Origin of the sequence: Pseudomonas graminis, from assembly GCF_013201545.1 — a bacterium.
Lineage (GTDB): Bacteria > Pseudomonadota > Gammaproteobacteria > Pseudomonadales > Pseudomonadaceae > Aquipseudomonas.
In genome coordinates, this window is the sequence record NZ_CP053746.1 from 5,007,921 (window position 1) to 5,032,898 (window position 24,978).

19 protein-coding genes are annotated in these 24,978 nt (G+C 56.1%); 7 read left to right on the forward strand and 12 right to left on the reverse strand.

Annotated features, from left to right (window positions below):
• Positions 1–12: 12 nt before the first annotated feature.
• The 10 genes from FX982_RS22235 to FX982_RS22280 all read right to left on the reverse strand — a co-directional run bounded on the left by FX982_RS22235 (position 13) and on the right by FX982_RS22280 (position 12,645).
• Entirely contained in the window at positions 13–582 is a 570-nt protein-coding gene (locus FX982_RS22235; RefSeq protein ID WP_163022028.1) for a sigma-70 family RNA polymerase sigma factor, read from the reverse strand.
• 203 nt (positions 583–785) lie between these two features.
• The gene (locus FX982_RS22240; protein ID WP_172612619.1) at positions 786–2,174 is read right to left on the reverse strand and encodes a TolC family protein; all 1,389 of its coding nucleotides are present in this window, start codon (positions 2,172–2,174) and stop codon (positions 786–788) included.
• 40 nt (positions 2,175–2,214) lie between these two features.
• Positions 2,215–4,320 (reverse strand): peptidase domain-containing ABC transporter, encoded by a 2,106-nt coding sequence (locus FX982_RS22245; RefSeq protein WP_172612620.1) that lies wholly within the window; start codon positions 4,318–4,320, stop codon positions 2,215–2,217.
• The gene (locus FX982_RS22250; protein WP_172612621.1) at positions 4,317–5,591 is read right to left on the reverse strand and encodes an HlyD family secretion protein; all 1,275 of its coding nucleotides are present in this window, start codon (positions 5,589–5,591) and stop codon (positions 4,317–4,319) included. The genes FX982_RS22245 and FX982_RS22250 overlap by 4 nt, the downstream gene beginning before the upstream one ends.
• Positions 5,592–5,634: 43 nt before the next feature.
• Positions 5,635–6,105 carry a toxin-activating lysine-acyltransferase gene (locus FX982_RS24680; protein WP_367948764.1) on the reverse strand — a complete coding sequence of 157 codons (471 nt, stop codon included), beginning with the start codon at positions 6,103–6,105 and terminating at the stop codon, positions 5,635–5,637.
• Positions 6,102–7,781 carry a hypothetical protein gene (locus FX982_RS22260; protein WP_172612623.1) on the reverse strand — a complete coding sequence of 560 codons (1,680 nt, stop codon included), beginning with the start codon at positions 7,779–7,781 and terminating at the stop codon, positions 6,102–6,104. Before FX982_RS22260 ends, FX982_RS24680 begins: the two co-directional genes overlap by 4 nt.
• 21 nt (positions 7,782–7,802) lie before the next feature.
• A complete protein-coding gene (locus FX982_RS22265; RefSeq protein WP_172612624.1) occupies positions 7,803–8,033 on the reverse strand; it encodes a hypothetical protein in 231 nt (76 codons plus the stop codon).
• 1,186 nt (positions 8,034–9,219) lie between these two features.
• A complete protein-coding gene (gene nudK / locus FX982_RS22270) occupies positions 9,220–9,807 on the reverse strand; it encodes a GDP-mannose pyrophosphatase NudK (RefSeq protein ID WP_172612625.1) in 588 nt (195 codons plus the stop codon).
• Positions 9,808–10,464: 657 nt separating this feature from the next.
• Positions 10,465–11,391 (reverse strand): Gfo/Idh/MocA family protein, encoded by a 927-nt coding sequence (locus FX982_RS22275; protein ID WP_172612626.1) that lies wholly within the window; start codon positions 11,389–11,391, stop codon positions 10,465–10,467.
• A 66-nt stretch (positions 11,392–11,457) separates the two neighbouring features.
• Positions 11,458–12,645, reverse strand: a complete 1,188-nt coding sequence (locus FX982_RS22280; protein WP_172612627.1) for a XylR family transcriptional regulator — start codon at positions 12,643–12,645, stop codon at positions 11,458–11,460.
• A 189-nt stretch (positions 12,646–12,834) separates the two neighbouring features.
• Between FX982_RS22280 and xylA the strand changes: the two genes are divergently transcribed.
• The 4 genes from xylA to FX982_RS22300 all read left to right on the forward strand — a co-directional run bounded on the left by xylA (position 12,835) and on the right by FX982_RS22300 (position 18,294).
• Entirely contained in the window at positions 12,835–14,151 is a 1,317-nt protein-coding gene (gene xylA, locus FX982_RS22285) for a xylose isomerase (protein WP_172612628.1), read from the forward strand.
• Positions 14,152–14,451: 300 nt separating this feature from the next.
• On the forward strand, positions 14,452–15,453 hold the full coding sequence (gene xylF / locus FX982_RS22290; RefSeq protein WP_122534585.1) for a D-xylose ABC transporter substrate-binding protein: 1,002 nt from the start codon (positions 14,452–14,454) through the stop codon (positions 15,451–15,453).
• 115 nt (positions 15,454–15,568) lie between these two features.
• Positions 15,569–17,161, forward strand: coding sequence for a D-xylose ABC transporter ATP-binding protein (gene xylG / locus FX982_RS22295; RefSeq protein WP_254074853.1), 1,593 nt, complete (start codon positions 15,569–15,571; stop codon positions 17,159–17,161).
• Complete coding sequence (locus tag FX982_RS22300; RefSeq protein WP_172612629.1) at positions 17,158–18,294, forward strand: sugar ABC transporter permease; 1,137 nt, start codon at positions 17,158–17,160, stop codon at positions 18,292–18,294. The genes xylG and FX982_RS22300 overlap by 4 nt, the downstream gene beginning before the upstream one ends.
• A gap of 169 nt (positions 18,295–18,463) precedes the next feature.
• Here FX982_RS22300 and rlmKL read toward each other — a convergent pair whose 3' ends face one another.
• Positions 18,464–20,734, reverse strand: a complete 2,271-nt coding sequence (gene rlmKL / locus FX982_RS22305; RefSeq protein ID WP_172612630.1) for a bifunctional 23S rRNA (guanine(2069)-N(7))-methyltransferase RlmK/23S rRNA (guanine(2445)-N(2))-methyltransferase RlmL — start codon at positions 20,732–20,734, stop codon at positions 18,464–18,466.
• 570 nt (positions 20,735–21,304) lie between these two features.
• Between rlmKL and rmf the strand changes: the two genes are divergently transcribed.
• Entirely contained in the window at positions 21,305–21,520 is a 216-nt protein-coding gene (gene rmf, locus FX982_RS22310) for a ribosome modulation factor (protein ID WP_074887169.1), read from the forward strand.
• A 154-nt stretch (positions 21,521–21,674) separates the two neighbouring features.
• Here the strand turns inward: rmf and FX982_RS22315 are convergent, their stop codons facing one another.
• Positions 21,675–22,697: a quinone-dependent dihydroorotate dehydrogenase gene (locus FX982_RS22315; protein WP_172612631.1), complete on the reverse strand. Its 1,023-nt coding sequence runs from the start codon at positions 22,695–22,697 to the stop codon at positions 21,675–21,677.
• 272 nt (positions 22,698–22,969) lie between these two features.
• Here FX982_RS22315 and FX982_RS22320 point away from each other — a divergent pair, with 272 nt between their 5' ends.
• Positions 22,970–24,178 carry a CmpA/NrtA family ABC transporter substrate-binding protein gene (locus FX982_RS22320; RefSeq protein ID WP_172612632.1) on the forward strand — a complete coding sequence of 403 codons (1,209 nt, stop codon included), beginning with the start codon at positions 22,970–22,972 and terminating at the stop codon, positions 24,176–24,178.
• 12 nt (positions 24,179–24,190) lie between these two features.
• The gene (locus tag FX982_RS22325; protein ID WP_172612633.1) at positions 24,191–24,766 is read left to right on the forward strand and encodes an ANTAR domain-containing response regulator; all 576 of its coding nucleotides are present in this window, start codon (positions 24,191–24,193) and stop codon (positions 24,764–24,766) included.
• The last annotated feature ends 212 nt before the right edge of the window (positions 24,767–24,978 follow it).

The following is a 24,978-nucleotide window of genomic DNA, read 5'->3' on the forward strand; positions in this document are numbered from 1 at the left end:
ACGCGGCGATGCCTAGAGCTCGCCGAGCCGCGCGCGGCAGTGAGAGAGGGTGTCGCGCAGGAGGAAATTGACCATGGTCGGCGAGGTGCCGATGACCTTGGCCACGTCGCGCTGGGTGTAGCCCTGGATCTGGCTGAGGTCGAAGACAATGCGCATGCGTTTGGGCAATTCGTTGAGCGCACCGACCAGTTGATCGAGGGACTCGCGGCCCGCCAATACACGCTCGGGGGACACCTCGAAACGTATCTGCTCTTCCTGCTCGGCTTCAGCGCCGTGGTTGCGTTCAAGACGCTGGCGGCGAAGACGGTCGATGGACAGATTGCGCACAACGCGAAACATGTAGCGTGCAGGCTCCGCCGATGCGAGGTCGCTTTCGAGCATCTTCACGAAAGCGTCCTGCACCACGTCTTCGGCGCGAGCGCGACAGCCGAGGAATTTTGCCGCCAGCCGCAACAGCGCTTCGCGGTGGGTGTTGTAGGTGCCCATCAGCGCGTCGAGGCGCGGGTCTCTCGCGCCACGGGTGGCGCCAACACACGGTGAGCCGACCCGGGTGGGGTGGCCCGTTGCAGGGCGAAAATCCATCTTGTTCGACATCCCTGGTTACAAAGGAACGCGAAGGATAACGCAAACGATTCTCATTGCAACGTAGGAATTTTCCCACAAATGTGCAAAGCCAGTCCTGTCGATCATGACTCCTCGAGCAAGGGTTGCTCAACATCGACGCTAGAGCTAAAGGTGGATGGGCATGTGAACAGTGATAAGCAATGTCGTAAGAGTCGCTGACGCTACGGACCAATTTCAAGCGAGTTCCCAATACTAGCCCTCCCTATGGCAGTAGCGATCCGTAGATGAGACAAATTCAAGTCAACAATATCTTCAAAGCTTTGTTCTGCAAGTGTTGAGTAGGTCTCGGTAGACTGGAGCACTTCGGCTAGCGAGCCAACGCCAGAGCGGTAGCGTCCCTCAATGATATTTAGCGATAAGAGAGAATTCTGGACCAGATGGCCAGATTGCTCTATGCGCTTTCTTGCGCCCATTAATTCTTGGTAGTCAGACCATAGTTTTGCGCGAACTGTTTCTTCGATGAATTCTGCCTCAATCAGCCGAATGTTTGCTTGTTGAGCCGCTCGTTCCATTAACATTCGGCGCTTTCCCCATGGATCAAGAGGTATATTCAAACTAAACATAATTGCATTGTGATTGTTGTTTCTGTTTCCAGGCAGAACGTCAGACTTATAGACCCGGCTATTAGAAACATTTGCTGCCAGCATCACTGTAGGCCTGCCCGATGCTCTTTCACTTTCGACAACATGTAACGAAGCCTGAACCCGCGCCCTCGCAGCTTTGATTTGAGGGTTAAATTCTTGGGATAACTCTAAAAGCTGGTCTAAGTCGGAAAAAATGTCTCGAGTGAACGTGTCTCTGATGTTTTCTTGGAGTTGGATCTCTACCGAAGAGTGACATCCTATCAGCGTCGCGAGATGGCCTGTCTTTTTGCTGAATATCACGCGTGCCCTATTCACATCTGCGACAGATTTGTCGTAGGCGATTTTTGCCTTAAGGGCATCAGAGTAAGGCGACAATCCTTTTTTGAAGTGCGCATCGGCAACAGCTAGACTTCGTTCCAATACATCTGAAACCTGCACATAGGACCGCAATCGATTCTGACTTAACAACACGTCATAATATAAAGCTGCTGACTGAAGCAATATATCATTAGAAACCACTGTCCAATGCCAGAATTTAGCCTCGTCAAGCGCTTTGTAGTGATCCACGTTAGCACGTCGGGCACCTGAGTCGAATAGCAACCAACGGGCAGAAAGCTTCTGCGATATTTCAGCCGTTCTGTTTTTAGGTGGGCCAGCATTATAGCTGGTATTTAAAGAACTTACAGTGGAATCAACTGAGTAATTAAGCTCTGGGTAATAATCCGACTTCGCGATGGTTAGATTTCGCCTACTTTGGTCGAGTTCAACAAGCGCAATACGGCGATGTGAACTGCTCCCCATACTCAAAAGGAGAACCTCCTTCAATGAGAGAAGTTTCAGACTTACATCTGAAGGACACTTGGGATGTTGATACCCAAGCTCAGTAAGCATCGCTATTGGGGAAGCGTTGAGCGCTCCAACAAATGAAATTAAAATCAGACCAGCTAAAAAATTCAACTTGTTCAAGCCAAAATTCCTATCCTTTCACCGGCATAGCGCCTGCGTGCTATGCCTTAAAGTTATGTTTTATGGCACCTTCTTCGAGAATCACAACGCGGTTAGCCGCCGCTATTGCCTGCGGTCGATGAGCCACCATAACTTTCGTTATATGCGACAAGCTTAAAGCTTCATTAACAAGGAACTCGTTAGCTATATCTAAATGACTCGTCGCCTCATCTAAAAAAAGAATCGACGGCTGTTTATAAAAAGCTCGCGCAAGCATTACACGCTGGCGCTGCCCGCCTGATAGAGCTACTCCCATGTCGCCTACAAGAGTTTGGTACCCCATCGGCAACTTGATGATATCTTCGTGAATGGCGGCAAACTTAGCAGCATCTACGACTTTCTCCTCATCAAATGAAGGATCGAAAAATGTAATATTTTCAAAAAGCGATCCAGCGAACAAGACGTCATCTTGAAATACGCAGGAAGAGATTTTTTGAAGTGAGAGCCCATTAGTGACATCAATGCCATTGAGAAGTACATGCCCCTCAGTGGGCCGCAACAAGCCCAACAAAATGTTAAGAAGCGTGCTCTTACCGCTGCCGGACGAGCCGGTTATGGCCAAAAAATCGCCAGCCTTAATGGTGAGATTCAAGTTTCTTAATATCCATGGCGATGAGCTGTCATAACGGTAACTCAAGTCACGCAGCTCAAGCAGATCAAATTTAAACCCGCTAGGTTCTGCGCAGGATAATTGAACCGAATCTGGCTCTGACAGCACGATGTCTGACAACCTCTCTACTTCAAGGCGCATCACACAAAGCTCCAGCACTTTATCGATCAGGCTTACCAATCTTGCACCAAACTGAACTCTGTATGAATTGTAGGCAGTTAATACGCCAATTGAAAAAAAACCCGCCATTACCATCTCGGCCCCTATCCATAAGGCAATAATGTGCTCTAAACCACCTATAAGACCAGTAGCTTGCTGGTAGCACAAGTTCAGACGGTGAGATTTAGTACCAGCGTTTACCTGTCTCACATATAAGGCAACCCACGATGAGTGTCGATCACCTTGTCGACCAAATGCTTTGAGCGTTCTAATTCCGCGCAATGACTCAATCAAGTTAGTTTCCTGTCGTGTCGCGCATGCAATATGCTGAGCAGTCGCAGTTTTTAAAGGTGCAAACCAGAAAAAACGCAACGCGCAGTGCGCCGACGCTGCAGCAACACTTACAAGGGCGAGCCCGGCGCTGTAATAAAACATCATTACAATAGTAACAAGCGCCATGAAACCATCCAAAATTGATACTAAAAATCCCGAGGTCAGAGTTTGCTGAATAGCGTTCACACTTCCAAATTTTGATATTAAATCACCCAATGAACGATTTTGAAAAAAGCTTATCGGTAACCTCATTAGATGATCTAGGACGTTAGAACGCCATTGAACTCCCGCCAACGTACTAAAATACATAACCATCCACTCGCGCGCGAACTTGAGAGCCTGTTGTATTAATAACAAAAAAATGAACGCACCCGCAAGGGTGGGCAGAAACTCATTATCATTATTTAGTATAATGTGATCTATCAACCACTGAAAATACAATGGACTTATGATCATTAGCAATTCAAGCACAAAAGATATTATCAGGATTTGCGTTAAAGACCCCCCAAGACCAATGAAAGACGCCTTTAAGTGTTTCAGAGATAGCCTTTCGCGACGACTTACTCTTTGGAAGTCCAGTTTTGGCCAAAGTTCTAATGCAACACCGGTAAAACTCTTTGACAGTAATTTAATGGGGAGACGCTCTACACCTTTGACAGGATCGCAAATGACTGCGCCCTTTTCAGTCACTGACTGCAGCACTACAAAATGATTGAATTTCCAGTGAAGAATGCAAGGCATACTAAGCTTCCTCAATTCAGGAAGCGAAACGCTCAGTGCCCTACTTCCTAATTTTTCAGCTGCTGCTACCTCGATCAAATGTCGTAGGCTTACGCCTTGATTAGACGAACCGTACTTGCCCCGCATTTCATTGAGCTGCACGCAGTTGCCGTGATAATTACTGATCATTGTTACACAGGCCAAACCGCACTCGGAGATTTCAGACTGATAAACGATTTTAACTTTTTTCTTAGCGCTAAACACTAAACTCTCGTAGACACTCATCTAATATCCAAATCGCGCTTTCTATAAAAAGGTTCTAAGAATAGTTCGTATAATCGTTGTTTAGGCCTCATCAAATTAGCCTGCACCGTTAAGCCCGCCTTTAATTGATAGCGCACGTCATTAACAGTGATAGATTGATCTTGCAGTGCAACACGAATCAAGAAGAAATCGCTTTTTGCGCTTGCTCCATCAACATAGTGGCGACCTGCTGAGTTATAAGGATTGGCGGTAGAGCCCGTTACAGATATTACCCTTCCCCTTCCAAACCCATAGTGCTGATAAGGATAAGCATCAAACCGCAGTTCGACCTCGTCCCCCGCCGTTACGAAGCCCACTGCAGAACTTGAGGCATATAGCACCGCTTCCATTGTTGAATGCTCAGGGACAAGGGTTAGCACTTCACCGCCCACCAGCACGGACTGGCCGACGCCAACAGAAATGGAACTGACAACCCCGGCTACTGTTGCAGTAACTGGAAAATCCCGCTCATGATCTTTTTGTCTAGCGCTGTTAGTGATTACACCCAACTGCCTTCTGAGTGTTGAGATTTGAGTTCCAAGGTTAACGACAGCTCGCCTACTTTTTTCACGCAACTCATCTGCTTCAATATCGACAGCTGTCGTTTCACTCCGCAATCTCTCACGACGCTGAAGCTGAATATTATATTCTGTTTTTTTAATCTGAACCTGCTCTACAGACACATAACCTTTTTTTAATAATTCACTATACCTACTGACCGCGTTTAAGCTTACCGCCAAAAGCTGATTTTGACTATTAATCTGGCTTTCAATACGAGCGGCTTTCTCTTTAAGCCTGCTCAGTGACTGTGGCAGCGCACTAGCCTCGTGGGCCGACTGAATTTCCAGTTGATTGATTTCCGCCTGAAGTAGCTCAATGCTCTTAGCCAACCCATCAACCTCCGCCTTGATAAGTGGTTTCTTATCTAAATCGTATCGTTCACTCGAAACCACAAACAAAACGTCCCCTTTTTTCACCACACTGCCTACTTCGACATGTCGCGCTACGACTAACCCAGCTCTCGCGGGAGTGATTCTTATCAGGCCTTTCTCAGGTAGAATTTCACCCACCACCAGAGTTCGCTTATTGAATGTACCTACTCCAAATAAGACAATTAAAGCCGCCACTACTAGCATGCTAAAAGTCACTACATACTTAAATGTTATAGGGCGTACAATCAATATTTCGCCTACTTCAAGTGCATTGAAATCCTTGACTGCCTCCGTTCGAAATAACCCTGCTCTTGGATTCAACTCAGCACCTTAGATACGCCTCCAAAATATGCATTCAACGTTGCTAGGCAGAAATTATCTCAGACGAAAAGCCAGATTTGCCACTGCGAATTATTTTTCGAGGTACCAATCTTACATCCCTTCTTACCCAGGAAATGTCATCACCCCTAAAACGGCAACGAATATCTTGTATTCCTGCACTAAGATCGCCATATGGAAAGCAAAAGTCTATGATCCATAGGCTACTCCCCTCATTCCATTCGGAGGGATGAAGCATAAAATCAGCGTCATTGATTAATCTACTTGATACCTCATCACTTAATAAAGCCCAGGTATAATATCCTCGAACGTCGCCAAAACCTGAGAATATAAAGGCTATCTGCTGATGTAATATTGCTGGTTCGATCCAGATCTTCAAAGCCAGTACCTGCGAAAATCTGTAGGTAGGTGAGTTGGTAATCAGCATGACCGCATAGCCAAGGTCGTGCGCATGCCTAACAACCGCAGTATTACTTGTCGAATTGCAGTAAGTCATCTTGCCACCCCTACTAACCACGGGAGATAAAATTTATAGCAATCATATGCGATGGCTTTAAGATGGCCAAAAGTTATCATACGATCAAAGCCCTCCGTTCTAGTCACACCGTCAATTGTGATTATAAATAGATTATCGCTCCCCTTGTAGACAATCTTGGGCGAAGCCGGCCAAACTATCTGTTCATAAAAACACGAACGACCGAACAAAAAATCCCCCTCACAAACTTTCTCATCAACATAGTGGGCTATCCAAGACATATCACCCCGGCCAGGCTTATTAGAATAGCGCAGCATCTCATTCATCTTCTGACTAACGACGATCTGTTCCCTGCACTGAAAAGCTCTTACTATACTAGTGTTTAGGAAATACAAAAAAGATTCCAATCGGTATCCCTTTAATAGACAGTATTCAGCTAGCTCATTCCTTAAATTGTGTTTATTTGAACTTAACTTGTCTGACGCGCAACTATCCACATACGACATGAGACTCCTTTTCAGCTGGGCTATCGATCCCTCTTCAAAAAAAATTAACAGCAGCACTTTTCCTAATGAGCTGATCTTGGCACCCCCTAGGTATCCGTCATCTCCAGCTTTGAAACGACGAGCTGTTTCTATTTCTAGTAGTAGAGTGATAGATTCAACCACCACCCTCCCATTCAGACCATCCGACAACATGCCCTGATCTAGCCCTAAAAGGTTGAGCAAAGCGCTGAACAGAATAGTTTTCGATTTCTCCGCATATAGGCGTTGAACGTCTCTTCGTACCTCCGCCGTCAATCCTGCACAGCCAGCACAATACTTTTCACAGTTATACGCAACGTCAACAATGGCTGCGATAAGTACCATATCTTGATTTTTTAGCTCGCGATCCCATACAAAGGTTGTCGATTCAGACGCTGGAAGGATATCTACTGTGCCGAAATCTAACAAACGTCCTTCAATAGTCAAGTTAGATGGTGACGCGGTATGCACAAGCCGCCTGATTTTGAGTTCTGCATACTGAACTAAGAACCGTTGCACCAGCTCGAACAATCCATGTCGTATATCACGCATCGCGCCAATTCCGGCCCGATCTAATGCACAACCAGTTTTAGTATAGGGCAGGTAAGCTGCTAGTTTCTGGACCGAGACTTTCACACGTTCAGCATCAGCTAACCCACCTAAGCGAGACTTGAAATAGATCGCCCGTTGGAAATGTGCTAATCTCAGATGCTGAGACCTTAACATCAAACTGTAAATTTCATCTTCGACCCCACCTGAGGGCAAAGCAAGTAGATGCTCAATATCTACTACACCATAAGGCAGTATATTTTTAAATATTCTTGACCATACGATTTCACAAACAGCACTCTGCAACGTTAATTTTCCGTCTAATTGAGAAATATCGTACCCGTCTCCTATCAAAGGAGTAAGTCCTATCCCCTTCACCTGAAGCTGATTCCCGATCCCGCATCGCCCACCACCTCCGTTGTGGAGTATCCCGCTTCCTCCGTAGCGCTCTGCGTAAAATACCTTATGCGTTTCTGCCCGTGTGGTGGCTTCGACCACATATGCATACGCGTTCAACAACTGTTTTTGCCGACGTGAACTTATTTTTTTTTTGCTAAAAACCAGTTTGGCCGATGGCACAAATGAGGCTGAGAAAGGCACCAATAATTCAGGCAGTTTATCCACTATGTTTAGAACCATTTATTACTAACCGGCCCGACTATGGGCTTTGAAAAAAGCGAACAACATAGGCGATACCACCATCACAACTGTGCCTGCCACTACCAACTTGTCCACACCAAATACGCCGTCATTGAATATCGTCATTAATACTATCAGTGAAAACACCAATGAAGACGTTGACCAGGCTTGAATGACAAATTTACGTCTCTCTTGATCTGTCATTTTAGCTGTTTTATCTCTAATGAAATGTTCCATAATCACACCACCTTGGTAAGGGACCCATGTTAAGGTCCCTACAGTCGCCGACTTATGATTTTGCTGCGCTATTTATTTCTTTACCAATGCTATATCCCACCGCAAATGATGCTCCTAATGCGCCTCCAGCTATTGCGCCTGCAGCTGTCCCGACGCCCGGAATTCCAGACCCGATTCCAGCGCCAAGCGCAGCGCCGGCGCCAGCCATGTTTGCGGCAAGACCAGCTGCATCGGCTAGCCCATCCGCCCCCGTAATCAAGTCTATCTCGTATGCCGTTAATGGCCTCATGTCCTTCCTCCCTTCGGGAAATTGTACGAATTAAGATTTTATCCTTAACATAAGTTTTAGCTGAGGTTTTTAATCGGTTATTTACAACCAGTTCCTCAGTCAGGCTCAGTCAGCATCTTCGCAACGTGAGCTAAACTATCTATATTCTGGTAAGTCTGCTACAGACTTCCTCACTACATACAAAGACAAAATACACATGCTTTGTAGTTCTCGCCGTTCAAGCGGACATTTTTTTGAGCCAGCTTATTCTTCTGATAGATCCCTGCATATAGTAATACGCCTCTAATTCCTGCCTTTCCTCACCTAATATGCGCTCCAATTCTAAGCCACTTCTACGAAGCAATGCTTGCCCAACGGAGTCATTATGCGAATTACCACTTTCAAACACCCCCGCTGCTATATGTGACCAGCACCTACGCCTATGTGTAGTCATCTGTCTTACCACCTTGTCTTTATTGAAACCATCGAACAGGCCTTTCGAAAAATATTAACAAAGGGAGCTTTAGAGTCAATCAATAATTATCGAAATCCCGGCACAATTTTTTTTCAAAAATCCTGAAGACGTCGTTAATTACCTGCTAGTTACCCTGAAACCACGGGGCGAAGTTTGATTCCCCTCCCCCAACCATTACCCGATAGTGGTAGAACTCATTACTTCGCCATTTAAATCCTTCAACTGCATTTTTAGACATTATTTAGAAATCCTGTCTCGGCGGGATAAATGTGGCAACGATGGTTAAACGTTTCAGCTGTGAATGCTTTTTTCCCGACATATAGACGTGAGAGGGCTCCGCATGACTGGCTTGCAGCTAAAGGACCTATGTCTGCCAGAGTCGATCGCTATGCTCAACCGTCACCTGGCGCGCGCAGCGTCTCTGCTTGCGCAGCGTTTTAATACTAGACATCCAGCTGCACCAATTTCAGCGCGAGATACTGCAGGAGCATGATGGTCTTGCCGTCGTTGATTTCGCCGCTTTCCACCATGGCGATGGCCCGCTCGAAATCCAGCTCCAGGACTTCGATGTCTTCGCCCTCCTCTTCCAGCCCGCCGCCGTCGCTGACCCGATCATGGGGCTGGTATTCGCCGATGAAAAAGTGAATGCGTTCGGTCACCGAACCGGGGCTCATGAAGGCGTCGAAGATCTTCTTCACCGAACGCACGACGTAGCCGGTTTCTTCCTCGGCTTCCATGCGGATGCGCTCTTCAGGGCTGGCGTTGTCCAGCAATCCTGCTGCCGCTTCGATCAAATAACCGCTGTGGCCATTGACGAAGGCCGGCATGCGGAACTGGCGGGTCAGCACCACGGTGCGGCGTTCGAGGTTGTACAACAGAATCGTCGCGCCATTGCCCCGGTCGTAGACCTCGCGGGTCTGGGACTGCCAACTGCCGTCACGGCGTTGCAGCTCGAAGCTGTATTTCTTGAGCACGTACCAGTTGTCGGAGAGGAGTTGTTCATCGGTGATGCGGATGGGGGTGGAAGGCATGGTGGTCCTTATGGGTAGGGGGTTAGCTGGATTGGGCTTGGACTGGGGCAGCTACCGAGGATTAGGCAATGACGCAAACCTTGTAGGAGTGAGCTTGCTCGTGAAGAGGCCGGTACATCCGCCACATCTCCGGCGGCTGGAATGCCATCTTCGTGAGCAAGCTCACTCCCACAAGGGCAGCGTTTGCCTTGCGAAAGCAGCGCGTCAGAAAGATGGGCTCTGCTCAATCATGACCACACCAGAGATGTATCAGTTGCCGCAAATCCTGTGGGAGCGAGCTTGCTCGCGAAGGCCTGGGTAAATCCGCCGCATCTTCAGCGCCTGAAATGCCGTCTTCGCGAGCAAGCTCACTCCCACATTACCTGCATGCGCCACTTCATCTGCGTTCCTGGCAAAACCCCGAACTATTGTTTCCATCGATTGCCAACATAGTCACGAACGCCGTTCTGTTTGCCTGTGCAAATCCGGATGATGGCGGCACTGATTAACCAGACAAGGATTTGCCCGCAATGTCCATCAACATGACCATTCTGTTGACCCTTATCGTTTCGTTTTCCATCGCCCTGGCCGGCGTGGTGCATATCTAACGCTTTCGCGCAGACCTGCAGTCAGCGCCGAAGCCCGATCCGGTACGCCAGACCGGGCAACAGTCGCTGATCATTCGTAGAAAGCTGCCACCGTCTCCTTGCTGCCGACAAAAAAGCTGTCGGCGACGATGCGCAGCGGCTGCAGGTCCAGATCGCTTTTGCCCGCGTCGATCAGGCGCGCGAAGTGCCCGTACATGGCCGGGTACTCGCCCTCCTCCGAAACGCTCTGCGCCACGCCGTCGATGCTGACCTGCGCGCCGCCCGCGTCCAGTCGCATCACACCTTCGTCGCAATGCAACTCAATGCTCCACTGCTCGTTGACGCTGTGATCGAAATCCAGTTCGGCAACCACCTGAACGTTCTCACCCGAGCGCATCTGCAACGACGCCGCAATCGGCGACTGGCAGTTGCTCGGCACGCTGAGGTTCGCCGATTCGACGAACAGCGCGCGGGGCAGCAATTCGGTCACGATCGACAACGCATTGATCCCCGGATCGAACACCCCCAGCCCGCCCGCCTGCCAGATCCACGCCTGGCCCGGGTGCCATTTGCGCACCTGCTCTTTCCAGTCGATCCGCACCTGCTTAAGGGTCTTGCCCTCCAGCCATTGCACTGCGTTGCGCACGCCCGGGGCGAAGCGTGAATGCCAGGCGAACAATCCGCTGACACCCGCCGCATTGACCTCGTCGATCAGGGCGAGCGCTTCGCCCAGGGTCGAGCACGGCGGTTTTTCCACCAGCACGTGTTTGCCAGCCTTCAGCGCCTGTTCAACCAGCGCAAAACGCCCTTGGGGCGGGGTGCAAAAGGCGATGGCGTCCACCGCCGGACCTTCTGCGAGCAGCTCAGCCAGAGAGCTGAAATTGGGCACGCCCGGACAGCGCTGACCCAGCGTCGCCACCGCCACCAGCTCAAAGCGGTCACTGGCGTGGATGGCCGGCACGTGCTGGTCCTGGGCGATCTTGCCGTAACCCACCAGCCCTAAACGAATCGGATGCATCGATGACTCCTGTGATGTTGTCGTTGTTATGACAGACGCGTCCCAAACGGGGCGCCCTAAAGCAAATCAATGAATCGGTGCTGCTTCGCCCTGCTGAAATTCGCGGGGAGTGCAGCCGAATTCCCGGCGGAACACCGTGTGCAGGTATTGCGCGGATTTGAAGCCGCAGTTCTGCGCGATCTCGGCGATGGCCGCGTCACCGTGTTTCAGCCCTGACGCGGCGGCCGTGAGTTTGAAACTCAGAATCTCGTCGTGCACGCTGCAGCCGCGCTCCTTGCGAAAGTGCGATTCCAGCGAAGAACGGGAAATGCCGACGTAGCCCGCAACCTGGGCAGTCTTGATGCCCTGGCACGCGTACTGGCGAATGAAGTGCAGCGCCTGCATGACATAGGGATTACCCAACGGCTGATGCAGGCTGGAAGCCTGAACGTTGATGGCCTCGGGCGGCACCAGAATCTGGCGGGCCGTCGAGGGCATGCCGTGGAGCATCTGGTGCAGCAACTGCGCCGCCGTTCGCCCCATGCTTTGCGTGCCCTGGGTCACCGAACTGAGGGGCACGCGCGTGAGGGTGCGGGTCAGCGGGTCGTTGTCGATGCCGATCAGCGCAACCTGCTCGGGCACCGCAATGCCCGCCGTCAGGCACGCCTGCAGCAACTGACGCGCGCGGGCGTCGCTGACGGCGATGATGCCGATGGGTTTGGGCAGGCTTTGCAGCCAGGTGATTTGCTGCTCCACGGCGCTGTCCCACATCGGCGCGCTGGTGCTCAGGCCGCGATAGACCTCGCCGTGCAAACCATCGCGCTGCAACAGCCGGCGGAAGGCTTTCTCACGTTCCTGGGCCCAGCGATTGCTCTGGGCTTCCGGCAGGCTGAAACAGGCGAAGCGCGTCAGACCGGCTTCGATCAGGTGCTCATACGCCAGTCTGATCAGTGCGAAATTGTCCGTGGCGACGTAGGGAATGTGTTTCGGATAGGCCCGCTCGTCCTCGTAGGAACCGCCCACGGCCACCACCGGCAAAGTACTTCCGGCCAGCGCCTCGCCGATCAGCGGATCATCGAAGTCGGCAATGATGCCGTCGCCCTGCCAGCGCTCGATGCCTTTGAGCCGGCAGAGAAAATCTTCTTCCAGAAACAGATCCCAGGAGGCCCGGGTGCTGCTCAGGTAGTTGCCGATGCCGGTGATGATGCCGCGGTCGTAGACCTTGCCGCCGTTGAACAACAGCGCGATGCGGTGAGCGGGCGGGACGGTTTTCATTATTGTTCCCAGGGCCTGTGAAACGAGTCGGCACAGACTAGGCCTGCGCCGGGGGAATCTCAATACTCAAAATCGAACACCGAGTTGGTGATTTTCGCAATCGGCGCCGACGAGGCCGTTGCTAGTATCGGGAGCAGCCAAGAACAACAACGTGCAGAACGCCGCCGATAAAACAATAAGGAAACCCCGATGCCCTGCTTCCCCGATATCGACACCATCCGTTACGAAGGCCCCGGCAGCGAGTCGCCCCTCGCCTTCCGCCATTACGACGCCGACAAAATTATCCTCGGCAAGCCCATGCGCGAACACCTGCGCATGGCCGCGTGCTACTGGCACACCTTCGTCTGGCCGGGGGCCGACATGTTCGGCGTCGGCACCTTCAAGCGGCCATGGGTCAAACCGGGGGACGCCATGGAGCTGGCGCGTTTGAAAGCCGACGCGGCCTTTGAATTCTTCTCCAAACTGGGCATCGACTACTACAGCTTCCACGACACCGACGTCGCCCCCGAAGGCGCCAGCCTGAAAGAGTACAGCCACAACTTCGCGCAGATGGTCGACGAACTGGAACGCCATCAGGAACAGAGCGGCATTCACCTGCTGTGGGGCACCGCCAACTGCTTCAGCAACCCACGCTTCGCGGCCGGTGCCGCAAGCAATCCGGACCCGGAAGTGTTCGCCTTCGCCGCCGCCCAGGTGTTCAGCGCGATGAACGCGACCCATCGGCTCAAGGGCTCGAACTACGTGCTGTGGGGCGGTCGCGAGGGTTACGAGACGCTGCTCAACACCGACCTCAAACGCGAACGCGAACAGCTGGGACGATTCATGGGCATGGTGGTCGAGCACAAACACAAGATCGGTTTTACCGGCGACCTGCTGATCGAGCCCAAACCCCAGGAGCCTACCAAGCACCAGTACGATTACGACACGGCCACGGTGTTCGGCTTTCTGCAGCAGTTCGGTCTGGAGAAGGAGATCAAGGTCAATATCGAGGCCAACCACGCCACCCTCGCCGGCCACAGTTTTCACCATGAAATCGCCACGGCGGCGTCCCTCGGCATCTTCGGCAGCATCGACGCCAACCGCGGCGATCCGCAGAACGGCTGGGACACCGATCAGTTTCCCAATAGCGTCGAAGAGCTGACTTTGGCCACCTACGAGATCCTCAAGGCCGGCGGTTTCAAAAATGGCGGCTACAACTTCGATTCCAAGGTACGCCGGCAGAGTCTCGATGAGGTCGACCTGTTCTACGGCCACGTCGCGGCCATGGACGTGCTTGCGCTGTCGCTGGAGCGGGCGGCGGCGATGATTCAGGACGATAAGCTGCAGGCGTTCAAGGACCAGCGCTACGCCGGCTGGGACCAGCCGTTCGGGCGCGCCGTCCTGTCGGGAGATTTCAGCCTGGATGCCCTGGCACAGCACGCCATGGACAACGAACTCAACCCGCAAGCCGTGAGCGGCCGCCAGGAAATGCTCGAAGGCGTGGTGAACCGGTTTATCTATCCCTGACAGCAGGCGCCCGCGATCCCCATGCAGGACCGGCGAGGTCATCACCAAATCCGCTGGATGGACGCGATGCTTTTCGTAGGACCGGCTTTAGCCGGGAAGAGGCCAATGCGTGCAACATCCATCTTGCGGTGTGACGCCAACAGCTTCCCGGCTAAAGCCGGTCCTACTAAGGGAATAGCGTTGGTTACATTCTCACGACAATTCCCTGCTCGCGGCGCGCGGCCAGTATCTACAGTTCCACCGGCAAACCCATACATGCTCGAAAAGTGTCTCTAAACAAAAATAACAGGACGCAACCCCATGAAGAGTTTCAAGACCACCCTGCTCGCCAGTGCCCTGGCCCTGCTCAGCCTGCCCGTCATGGCCGATTCGGCCCATCCGAAAATCGGCTTTTCCATTGATGACCTGCGCCTCGAACGCTGGTCCCGGGACCGCGACTACTTCGTCGCAGCGGCAGAAAAAATGGACGCCAAGGTGTACGTCCAGTCCGCTGATGCCAACGAAGGCAAACAGATTTCCCAGATCGAAAACCTGATCTCCCGCGGCGTCGATGTGATCGTCATCGTGCCGTTCAACGCCACCGTGCTGACCAACGCCGTCGCCGAAGCCAAGAAGGCCGGCATCAAAGTGGTGTCCTACGACCGGCTGATCCTCAATGCCGACATCGACGCCTACATCTCCTTCGATAACGAAAAGGTCGGCGAAATGCAGGCGGCCGGCGTGCTCAAGGCCGCGCCCAAAGGCAATTACTTCCTGCTCGGCGGCGCGCCCACCGACAACAACGCCAAGGTCCTTCGCGAAGGCCAGATGAAAGTGCTGCAACCGGCCATCGACAAGGGCGACATCAAGATCGTCGGCCAGCAATGGGTCAAGGAATGGAACCCGACCGAAGCCCTGAGCATCGTCGAAAACGCCCTGACCAAAAACAGCAACAAGATCGACGGCATCGTCGCCTCCAACGACGCCACCGCCGGCGGCGCGATTCAGGCCCTCGCCGCGCAGAAGCTGGCCGGCAAGGTGCCGATCTCCGGGCAAGACGCCGACCTGGCAGCCGTCAAACGGGTGATCGACGGCACCCAAACCATGACCGTCTACAAACCGCTGAAACTGATCGCCTCGGAAGCGGCAAAACTGTCGGTGCAACTGGCGCGCAACGAGAAGCCGACCTACAGCTCGCAGTACGACAACGGCACCAAAAAGGTCGACACCATCCTCCTGACCCCGACGCCGCTGACCAAGGACAACATCGATCTGCTGGAGAAGGACGGGTTCTACACCAAGGATCAGATCGCGGGTAAGTAGTCTTCTCAATTTGCCCGCCGTCTCAGCAAATACGAGGCCGTGAGAGCTGCTGTGTAAAAACCAGTGCGGGCGAAGCTTGATCCCTCACTGGCTTGCTTCTGCGCGAGATCCCGAAATGTCCGATTACCTGCTGCAAATGAACGGCATCGTCAAATCCTTTGGCGGCGTCAAGGCGCTCAATGGCATCGACATCAAGGTGCGGGCCGGCGAATGCGTCGGCCTGTGCGGTGAGAACGGCGCCGGCAAATCGACGCTGATGAAAGTCCTCTCGGCGGTCTATCCCCACGGCACCTGGGAGGGTGAAATCCTCTGGGACGGCCAGCCGCTGAAGGCGCAATCCATCAGCGAAACCGAGGCCGCCGGGATTGTCATCATCCACCAGGAACTCACCCTCGTCCCCGACCTGTCGGTGGCCGAAAACATTTTCATGGGCCACGAACTGACCCTGCCGGGCGGGCGCATGAATTACCCGGCGATGATCCACCGCGCCGAAGCCCTCATGCGCGAACTGAAAGTGCCGGACATGAACGTGGCCCTGCCGGTCTCGCAATACGGCGGCGGCTATCAGCAATTGGTGGAAATCGCCAAGGCGCTGAACAAACAGGCGCGCCTGCTGATCCTCGACGAGCCCTCTTCGGCCCTGACCCGCTCGGAAATCGAAGTCCTGCTGGACATCATTCGCGAGCTCAAAGCCAAGGGCGTCGCCTGCGTCTACATCTCCCACAAGCTCGATGAAGTCGCCGCCGTCTGCGACACCATCTCGGTGATCCGCGATGGCAAGCACATCGCAACCACGGCCATGGCCGACATGGACATCCCCAGAATCATCACGCAGATGGTCGGCCGCGAGATGAGCAACCTCTACCCCACCGAACCGCACGCCGTCGGCGAGGTGATTTTCGAAGCGCGCCATGTCACCTGCTACGACGTCGACAACCCGAAACGCAAGCGCGTGGATGACATTTCATTCGTGCTCAGGCGCGGGGAAATCCTCGGCATCGCCGGGCTGGTCGGGGCCGGCCGCACCGAACTGGTCTCGGCGCTGTTCGGGGCCTACCCGGGGCGCTACACCGGTGAAGTGTGGCTGGACGGCAAATCCATCGACACGCGCACCCCGCTCAAATCCATCCGCGCAGGGCTGTGCATGGTCCCCGAGGACCGCAAGCGTCAGGGCATCATTCCCGACCTGGGCGTGGGCCAGAACATCACCCTCGCCGTGCTCGACAGCTTCGCCCACCTGACCCGGATCGACGCCGAGGCCGAACTGGGCAGCATCGACAAGGAGATCGCGCGCATGCACCTGAAGACTGCGAGCCCGTTCCTGCCGATCACCAGCCTGTCCGGCGGCAATCAGCAAAAAGCCGTGCTGGCGAAGATGCTGCTGACGAAGCCGCGGGTGCTGATTCTCGACGAGCCCACCCGCGGCGTAGACGTTGGCGCCAAATACGAAATCTACAAACTGATGGGCGCGCTGGCGGCCAGCGGCGTGTCGATCATCATGGTGTCGTCGGAGCTGGCCGAAGTGCTCGGCGTCTCCGACCGGGTGCTGGTGATCGGCGAAGGCCAGCTGCGCGGGGATTTCATCAACCAAGGTCTGACCCAGGAACAGCTGCTCGCGGCCGCACTCAGCCAGTCCGCGGACTGCCTGGCTGCGACCGACAAAAACAATAACGACCGACCCGGTGCTGTGGGAGACGCGCGTCAATGAATCAACTCAAGCAACTGTTCACCCGCTACAAAATGCTCGCGCTGGTGATCGCCATCGCGGTCATCTGGCTGTTCTTCAGTTGGGAAACCGACGGAGGCTTTCTGACGCCGCGCAACCTGTCCAACCTGCTGCGGCAGATGTCGATTACCGGGATTCTCGCCTGCGGCATGGTGCTGGTGATCATCAGCGGTGAGATCGATCTGTCGGTGGGGTCGTTGCTCGGCCTGCTCGGCGGCGTGGCGGCGATTCTCGACGTGGTGTACCACGTGCCGCTGCCGCTGAACCTGTGCATCGTCGCCGGCTGCGGGCTGTTGATCGGTCTGGCCAACGGCTGCATGACGGCGTACCTGCGCATCCCGTCATTCATCGTCGGCCTGGGCGGCATGCTGGCGTTTCGCGGGATTCTGCTGGGGATCACCGGCGGCACCACCATCGCGCCGGTGTCGCCGGAACTGGTCTACATCGGCCAGGGTTATCTGCCGCCAATGGTGGGCATCGTGCTTGGCGTGCTGCTCTTCGCCCTGACGCTGTTCCTGACCTGGCGTCAGCGCACCAACCGCGCATTGCACGGGCTGGCCGCCCACTCGCTGGCACGGGATGCAGTGCGGGTGGTGGCGATCGGTGCCGTCCTGGCCGGGTTCGTCTACACCCTGAACAGCTACGACGGGATTCCGGTGCCGGTGCTGCTGCTGTTGGTCCTGCTTGGGGTGTTCAGCTACATCACCAGCCAGACCGTGTTCGGCCGACGCATCTACTCGGTGGGCAGCAACATGGAGGCCACGCGCCTCTCCGGCATCAACGTGCAGGCCGTAAAGTTGTGGATCTTCGGCATCATGGGTGTCATGTGCGCCCTCGCCGGCCTGGTCAACACCGCACGCCTGGCCGCGGGCTCGCCGTCGGCGGGCAACATGGGTGAGCTCGATGCCATCGCCGCCTGCTTCATCGGCGGGACCTCCATGCGAGGCGGCTCGGGCACCGTCTACGGCGCCTTGCTCGGGGCCCTCGTCATCACCAGCCTCGACAACGGTATGTCCATGCTCGACGTCGACAGCTACTGGCAGATGATCGTCAAGGGCAGCATTCTGGTGCTGGCGGTGTGGGTCGATGTCAGTACCCGGGCTGGGCGGCGTTAAGTGCAGACACCTGAATGTCTGTATTGGAAGCGAAATGGGTGGGAGCGAACGGAGGAGGCGCGTACGACCGAATGACCGCGTCGGACACGACCCTTGTGGGAGCGAGCTTGCTCGCGAAGAGGCGGATACAGTCCTGCAGTAACAGAGCTGTATCCGCCCTACCAAGCGGTTAACGCGCGGTGATTTTCCACGCGCGGTGGATTTTGCCGTTGCGCGCAAAGTCCGGGTCGACGGTGTGCTGGGTGATTTCCTCTACCGCGTAACGCTCCACCAGCGTCTCTTCGAGCTGGAATTTGCGGAAGTTGTTGGAGAAATACAGCACGCCGCCGGGCGCCAGGCGCGCCATGGCCAGGTCGATCAGTTGCACCTGATCGCGCTGCACGTCAAACACGCCTTCCATGCGCTTGGAGTTGGAGAACGTCGGCGGGTCGATGAAGATCAGGTCGTACTCTTCACGACTGGCCTCCAGCCACACCATCACGTCGCTCTGCTCCAGACGGTTCTTGTCCGAGAAGCCGTTCAGCGACAAATTGCGACGCGCCCAGTCCAGATAGGTTTTCGACAGGTCGACGCTGGTGGTGCTGCGCGCGCCGCCCTTGGCCGCGTGCACGCTGGCGGTCGCGGTGTAGCAGTAGAGGTTGAGGAAGCGCTTGCCCGCCGCTTCGCGCTGGATGCGCATGCGCATCGGCCGGTGATCGAGGAACAGACCGGTGTCCAGGTAATCGGTGAGGTTGACCAGCAGCTTCACGCCGCCTTCGTTGACCTCATTGAACTTGCCCTGGGCGCTCTGGCGCTCGTACTGCTTGGTGCCGCTCTGGCGTTCGCGACGCTTGACCACCACGCGGCTCTTGTCGATGCCCAGCGCCTGGGGAATGGCTGCCAGGGCGTCGAACATGCGAATGGACGCTTTTTCCGGATCAATGGACTTCGGCGCCACATACTCCTGGACGTGGACCCAGTCGTGGTACAGGTCGATGGCCATGGCGTACTCGGGCATGTCCGCATCGTAGACGCGGTAGCAATCGATCGCCTCGCGCTTGACCCATTTGCCCAGCGCCTTGACGTTCTTCTGCAGGCGGTTGGCAAACATTTGCCCGCCTTCGCTCAGGCGCGGTTGCTCAATGACCGGCGCAGGTGCGGGCGTCGGCTTGATCGGGTTGCCGTTCTTGTTGTACTGGCGCTCCGGGGCGATGTCCGGCGTCTGGTCATAAGCGGCTTGCTCACGCTCGGCCTGACGCTGCTCCGGGGTGCGACGCTCGCCGGTCACGAACTGATCCGGCAGCACTTTGATCAACAGCAGCTTGCACGGCAGTGCGCCGTTCCAGAACGCGTATTGCTTGTGGCTGCGAATGCCCATGCGCTTGCCCAGATCGGGCGCACCGGTGAACACGGCCGCTTCCCAGTTCAGGCAGGCCTGACGCAGGCGCTCACCGAGGTTCTGGTAGAGGTACAACAGGCTGGCTTCGTCGCCAAGACGCTCGCCGTAAGGCGGGTTGCAGATCACCAGACCGGTCTGGTTCTGGTCGGGACGCGGCTCGAAGGTCGCCACTTCGCCCTGGTAGATCTTGATCCACTCGCTGAGGCCGGCGCGCTCGACGTTGTTGCGGCCCGGCTGAATCAGCCGCGGATCGGCTTCATAACCACGAATCCACAGCGGCGGCTTGGCCAGACCCGCTTGCGCACGTTCCAGCGCTTCGTCATGCAGCTTGCGCCAGATCGCCGGCACGTGGCCCAGCCAGGCGGAGAAACCCCAGCGCTCGCGCTTGAGGTTGGGCGCGATGTCGGCGGCGATCATCGCGGCTTCGACCAGAAAAGTACCCACGCCGCACATCGGGTCAGCCAGCGCGCCACCCTCAGCGGCAATGCGCGGCCAGCCCGAGCGGATGAGGATCGCGGCGGCCAGGTTTTCCTTGAGCGGCGCGGCGCCCTGCTGCAAACGGTAGCCGCGCTGGTGCAGGCTGTGGCCGGACAAGTCCAGGGACAGAATCGCTTCGCCCCGGTCCAGACGCAGGTGCACGCGCAGGTCAGGATTGAGTTTGTCGACCGAGGGGCGTATGCCGTCTGCCGTGCGCAGGCGGTCAACAATGCCGTCTTTAACCTTCAAGGCGCCGAAATGGGTGTTATCGATGCCCGAACCGTGACCGCTGAACTCAACGGCCAGCGTGCCTTCCGCCTCCAGATGGTCCGCCCACTCGATGTCGTGAACCCCGTGATAAAGGTCCTCGGCGTCTTTCATCGGGAAACGCTTGAGCACCAGCAGCACCCGGTTCGCCAGACGCGACCACAGACACAGCCGGTAGGCGGTTTCCATGTCGGCGGTGCCACGGATGGCGGAAGTGTGTTCGCGGGTTTCCTCGAGACCAAGGGCGGTGGCTTCCTCAGCCAGCAAGCCTTCGAGGCCTTTTGGGCAGGTGAGGAAAAGTTCGTAACGGTCCGACATGAGTATTCCAGAGCCTTGGGCTATAGCGGCCGGACAACGCATTGTCCGGCCCGATTGCAACAGACGCCTTTCAGGGAGGACGCCTGCGCGGCACACAATTTGTGCCTGTCCCTCGCACCGATACATTTCGAGTGCGACGGTCCGCCAGCACGTGAGCGCTGACGACAAATGATTAAAAAACGCTATTCAGCACGACGGCGGCGGCAATAAAAAGTCACATCGCTGACCCTTCGTCGTTTTTACACCGGCTGCCAACGGCCAGCACTCTCAATTGCGAAACACTTGCACTACCACGTGAAAGCCCCGTTTTGAGGGGGCTCTCTGTCAAAATACCGCTGAAACGGATCAGCGCTTATGGTCGTAATGCCTGAATGGTTACGTTCTTATGACAAAACGATCATTCACAGCGTACCGCTCATTGGTTAGAAATCACCCAAGGTCATCGCCGCAACGGCGGTGGCATCAAGCCCGCGACGCCGGCAGCGGGCCGCTAACGGCAGAAGATTTTCTGCCGGACCTCAACCTGAGGTCTCCAGGGACATTACAGTCAACAAACGAGGGCAACACCCTATGAGAAGACTTAAGCGTGATCCGATGGAAAGAGCATTTTCGCGCGGATACCAGTACGGCGTATCCGGTAAATCCCGTGAGCTTTGCCCATTTACTCTACCGTCAGTGCGTCAAGCCTGGATCAATGGCTGGCGAGAAGGACGCGGCGACAACTGGGACGGTATGACCGGCACTGCGGGCATTCACAGACTCAACGAACTTCACGCGGTCGGCTGACGCAACCCTCACGTTACAGCCTGACCTAAAGCTTCTTGAACCAACGTTTTTAAAACATCTGACCGCTTCACCGTAACCACGCACGTCCCACCCGGGCGGCGGGCCAAGGCCCAAGAGGGGTTCCAGTCGGAACCCCTCTTTTCGTTTCAGATGATTATCGAGGCATTGCTGCGATAGCGTCCACCGACTGGCGAATCAGCGCCGGCCCCTTGTAGATGAAGCCCGAATAGATCTGCACCAGACTCGCCCCAGCGGCGATTTTCTCGGCCGCGTGCCTGCCCTCGGTGATGCCGCCAGCCGCAATGATCGGCAAGCGCCCACCCAACTCAGCGGCCAACACCTTGACGATGTGCGTGCTCTGCTCGCGCACTGGCGCGCCTGACAGGCCACCCGCTTCATCGCCGTGGGGCAGACCTTCAACGCCCTTGCGGCTGAGGGTGGTGTTGGTCGCAATCACCGCGTCCATCCCCGACTCCAGCAACGCGCTGGCCACCAGCACGGTTTCTTCGTCGCTCATGTCCGGGGCAATCTTGATGGCGAGCGGCACGCGCTTGCCATGGATCTGAGTCAGCGCATCCTGGCGCACCCGCAGGGCTTCCAGCAGTTGCTTGAGCGAATCACCGAACTGCAAGCTGCGCAGGCCCGGTGTGTTGGGCGAGCTGACGTTGACGGTGATGTAACTGGCGTGGGCGTAGACCTTGTCCAGGCAGATCAGGTAGTCGTCGACAGCCCGCTCGACCGGAGTGTCGACGTTCTTGCCGATGTTGATGCCCAGCACGCCGTTGTACTGCGCGGCCTGCACCCGGCTGACCAGATTGTCCACGCCCAGGTTGTTGAAGCCCATGCGATTGATGATGGCATCCGCCTGGGGCAGACGGAAAATGCGCGGTTTCGGATTGCCCGGCTGCGGACGCGGCGTGACGGTGCCGATCTCGACAAAACCGAAGCCCAGCTGGGAAAAACCATTAATGGCCGCGCCGTTCTTGTCCAGCCCCGCCGCCAGCCCGACCGGGTTGGGGAAGCGCAGGCCCATGACGGTCACCGGCAATTGCATCGGCGCCTTGTTGAACAGGCCGTTGAGCCCCAGACGCCCGCCCGCGCCGATCAGGTCGATGGACAGGTCGTGGGAAGTTTCCGGGGAGAGTTTGAACAGTAACTGGCGGGCCAGGTTATACATGGGCGGGCGCGGCTCGTTTGCGGCTGGGATCAGCGGCGGATTATAAACGCCGCTGCAGGGGAGCGCGAGGCATGTCGAGAACTTTGCTGGCACCCCCGCTCGCCGCTGGCATATCGCTTGCTTTAATCCTTGCATCGACTCGATCCAACGGCGGAGCGAGACACAGGACAATGACGTCGCTGTCGCCCCGGTTCAACCTGGGCGAGGCGACGTTTTTTTTGGACGATCGGCAGCGCTGTAAGCCGCTTCGGCCTCCACGCGGAATGGCACTCATGAACCACACGCTCACCCCCTCGCTGACGTGGGTCGACGGCAGCGATGCACCCGAACTGGCCAGCGTCGACCTTGGCTTCATGGCGCTCACCGACAGCGCCTCGCTGATCGTCGCCGCGACCCAAGGCTTCGCCCAGCCCTATGGCCTGCACATCAACCTGCACCGGCAGACGTCGTGGGCCAACCTGCGCGACAAACTGGTGAGCGGCGAGCTGCATGCGGCCCACAGCCTCTACGGTCTGGTCTACGCCGTCCAGCTGGGGCTGGCCGGACCGGCGAAGGACATGGCGGTGCTGATGGGGCTGAATCAGAACGGTCAGAGCATCAACTTGTCGCGGTCGCTGCAAAACGCGGGCGTGACCACTCCTGATGCACTGGACCGGCGCACGCACCAAAGCGACTCAAAACTGACCTTCGCCCAGACCTTCCCCACCGGCAATCACGCCTTGTGGCTGTATTACTGGCTCGCGAGTCAGGGCATCCATCCGTTGCGCGACGTCGACAGCGTGGTGGTGCCGCCGCCGCAGATGGTCGAGCACTTGCAGGCCGGACGCATCGACGGCTTTTGCGTCGGCGAGCCGTGGGGTGCCAGCGCGGTTCAGCAGAACCTGGGCTTCACCCTGGCGACGTCCCAGGCCATCTGGCCGGATCACCCGGAAAAGGTCCTGGCCTGCAGCTTGGAATTCGCCGAGCAGTACCCGAACACAGCACGGGCGCTGGTGATGGCCGTGCTCGAAGCCAGTCGCTTCATCGAAGAGAGCGCTGACAACCGGCGCAGCACCGCGCAATTACTCAGCGCCGCCGAGTACGTCAATGCACCGGTGGGCACCATCGAATCGCGGCTGCTCGGCGAATACGACGACGGGCTCGGCAACCAGTGGCACGACCACCACGCCATCCGCTTCCATGGCGACGGTCGGGTCAACATGCCCTGGCTGTCCGACGGCATGTGGTTCATGACCCAGTTCCGCCGCTGGGGTTTGCTGCGTGAAGACCCGGATTACCTCGGCGTCGCCCGCGGCGTCCAGCAATTGGGGCTGTACAGCCAGGCCGCCGAGGCGCTGGGCATTGCCGTACCGCCTTCGCCCATGCGCAGCAGCCAGTTGATCGACGGCAAAATCTGGGACGGCAGCGACCCGGCGCGTTACGCCCGCAGCTTCAAGCTGCACGCGCTGGCCGATTCCGCCCCCGTTCATGCTGATCGCTGAGGAGACGCCACCATGCTGCGAATCCTGCTGATCAACGACACGCCCAAAAAGGTCGGGCGCCTTAAGGCCGCGCTGACCGAAGCCGGTTTTGAGGTGATCGACGAATCCGGGCTCATCATCGACCTGCCCGCCCGGGTCCAGGCCGTGCGTCCGGACGTGATTCTCATCGACACCGAATCGCCGGGCCGTGACGTGCTGGAGCAAGTGGTGCTGGTGACCCGCGATCTGCCGCGCCCGATCGTGATGTTCACCGACGAGCACGACCCCGTTGTGATGCGCCAGGCGATCAAGTCCGGGGTCAGCGCCTACATCGTCGAAGGCATCCACGCACAACGCCTGCAGCCGATTCTCGACGTCGCCATGGCCCGCTTCGAAAGCGATCAGGACCTACGCGCGCAATTGCACGCCCGCGATCAGCAACTGGCAGAACGTAAGCGTATCGAGACGGCGAAAGGCCTGTTGATGAAGATGAAGCAGTGCAACGAGGAAGAGGCCTACACCCTGATGCGACGTCAGGCCATGAGCCGGCAGCAGAAGCTGATTCAAGTGGCGGAGCAGATCATTGCCATGAGTGAACTGCTGGGCTGAGCCTTCCTTTCCGGGCCGCGCCTGCTTATTCAGTCCAGACCGCGGCCCGTCGCTCATTTGGCCCACGTATTGCTAAGTAGAACCAACAGGTAACCAACGGCGGTTGCCCACTCACGACAAAGACGTCGCACCCCTTCGCGAAAGCGCACAGGGCTGCGGCGTTTTTTCGTTTTTGCCCTGAACACATCGGGGCGGGTGGAGTACCGGTCTGG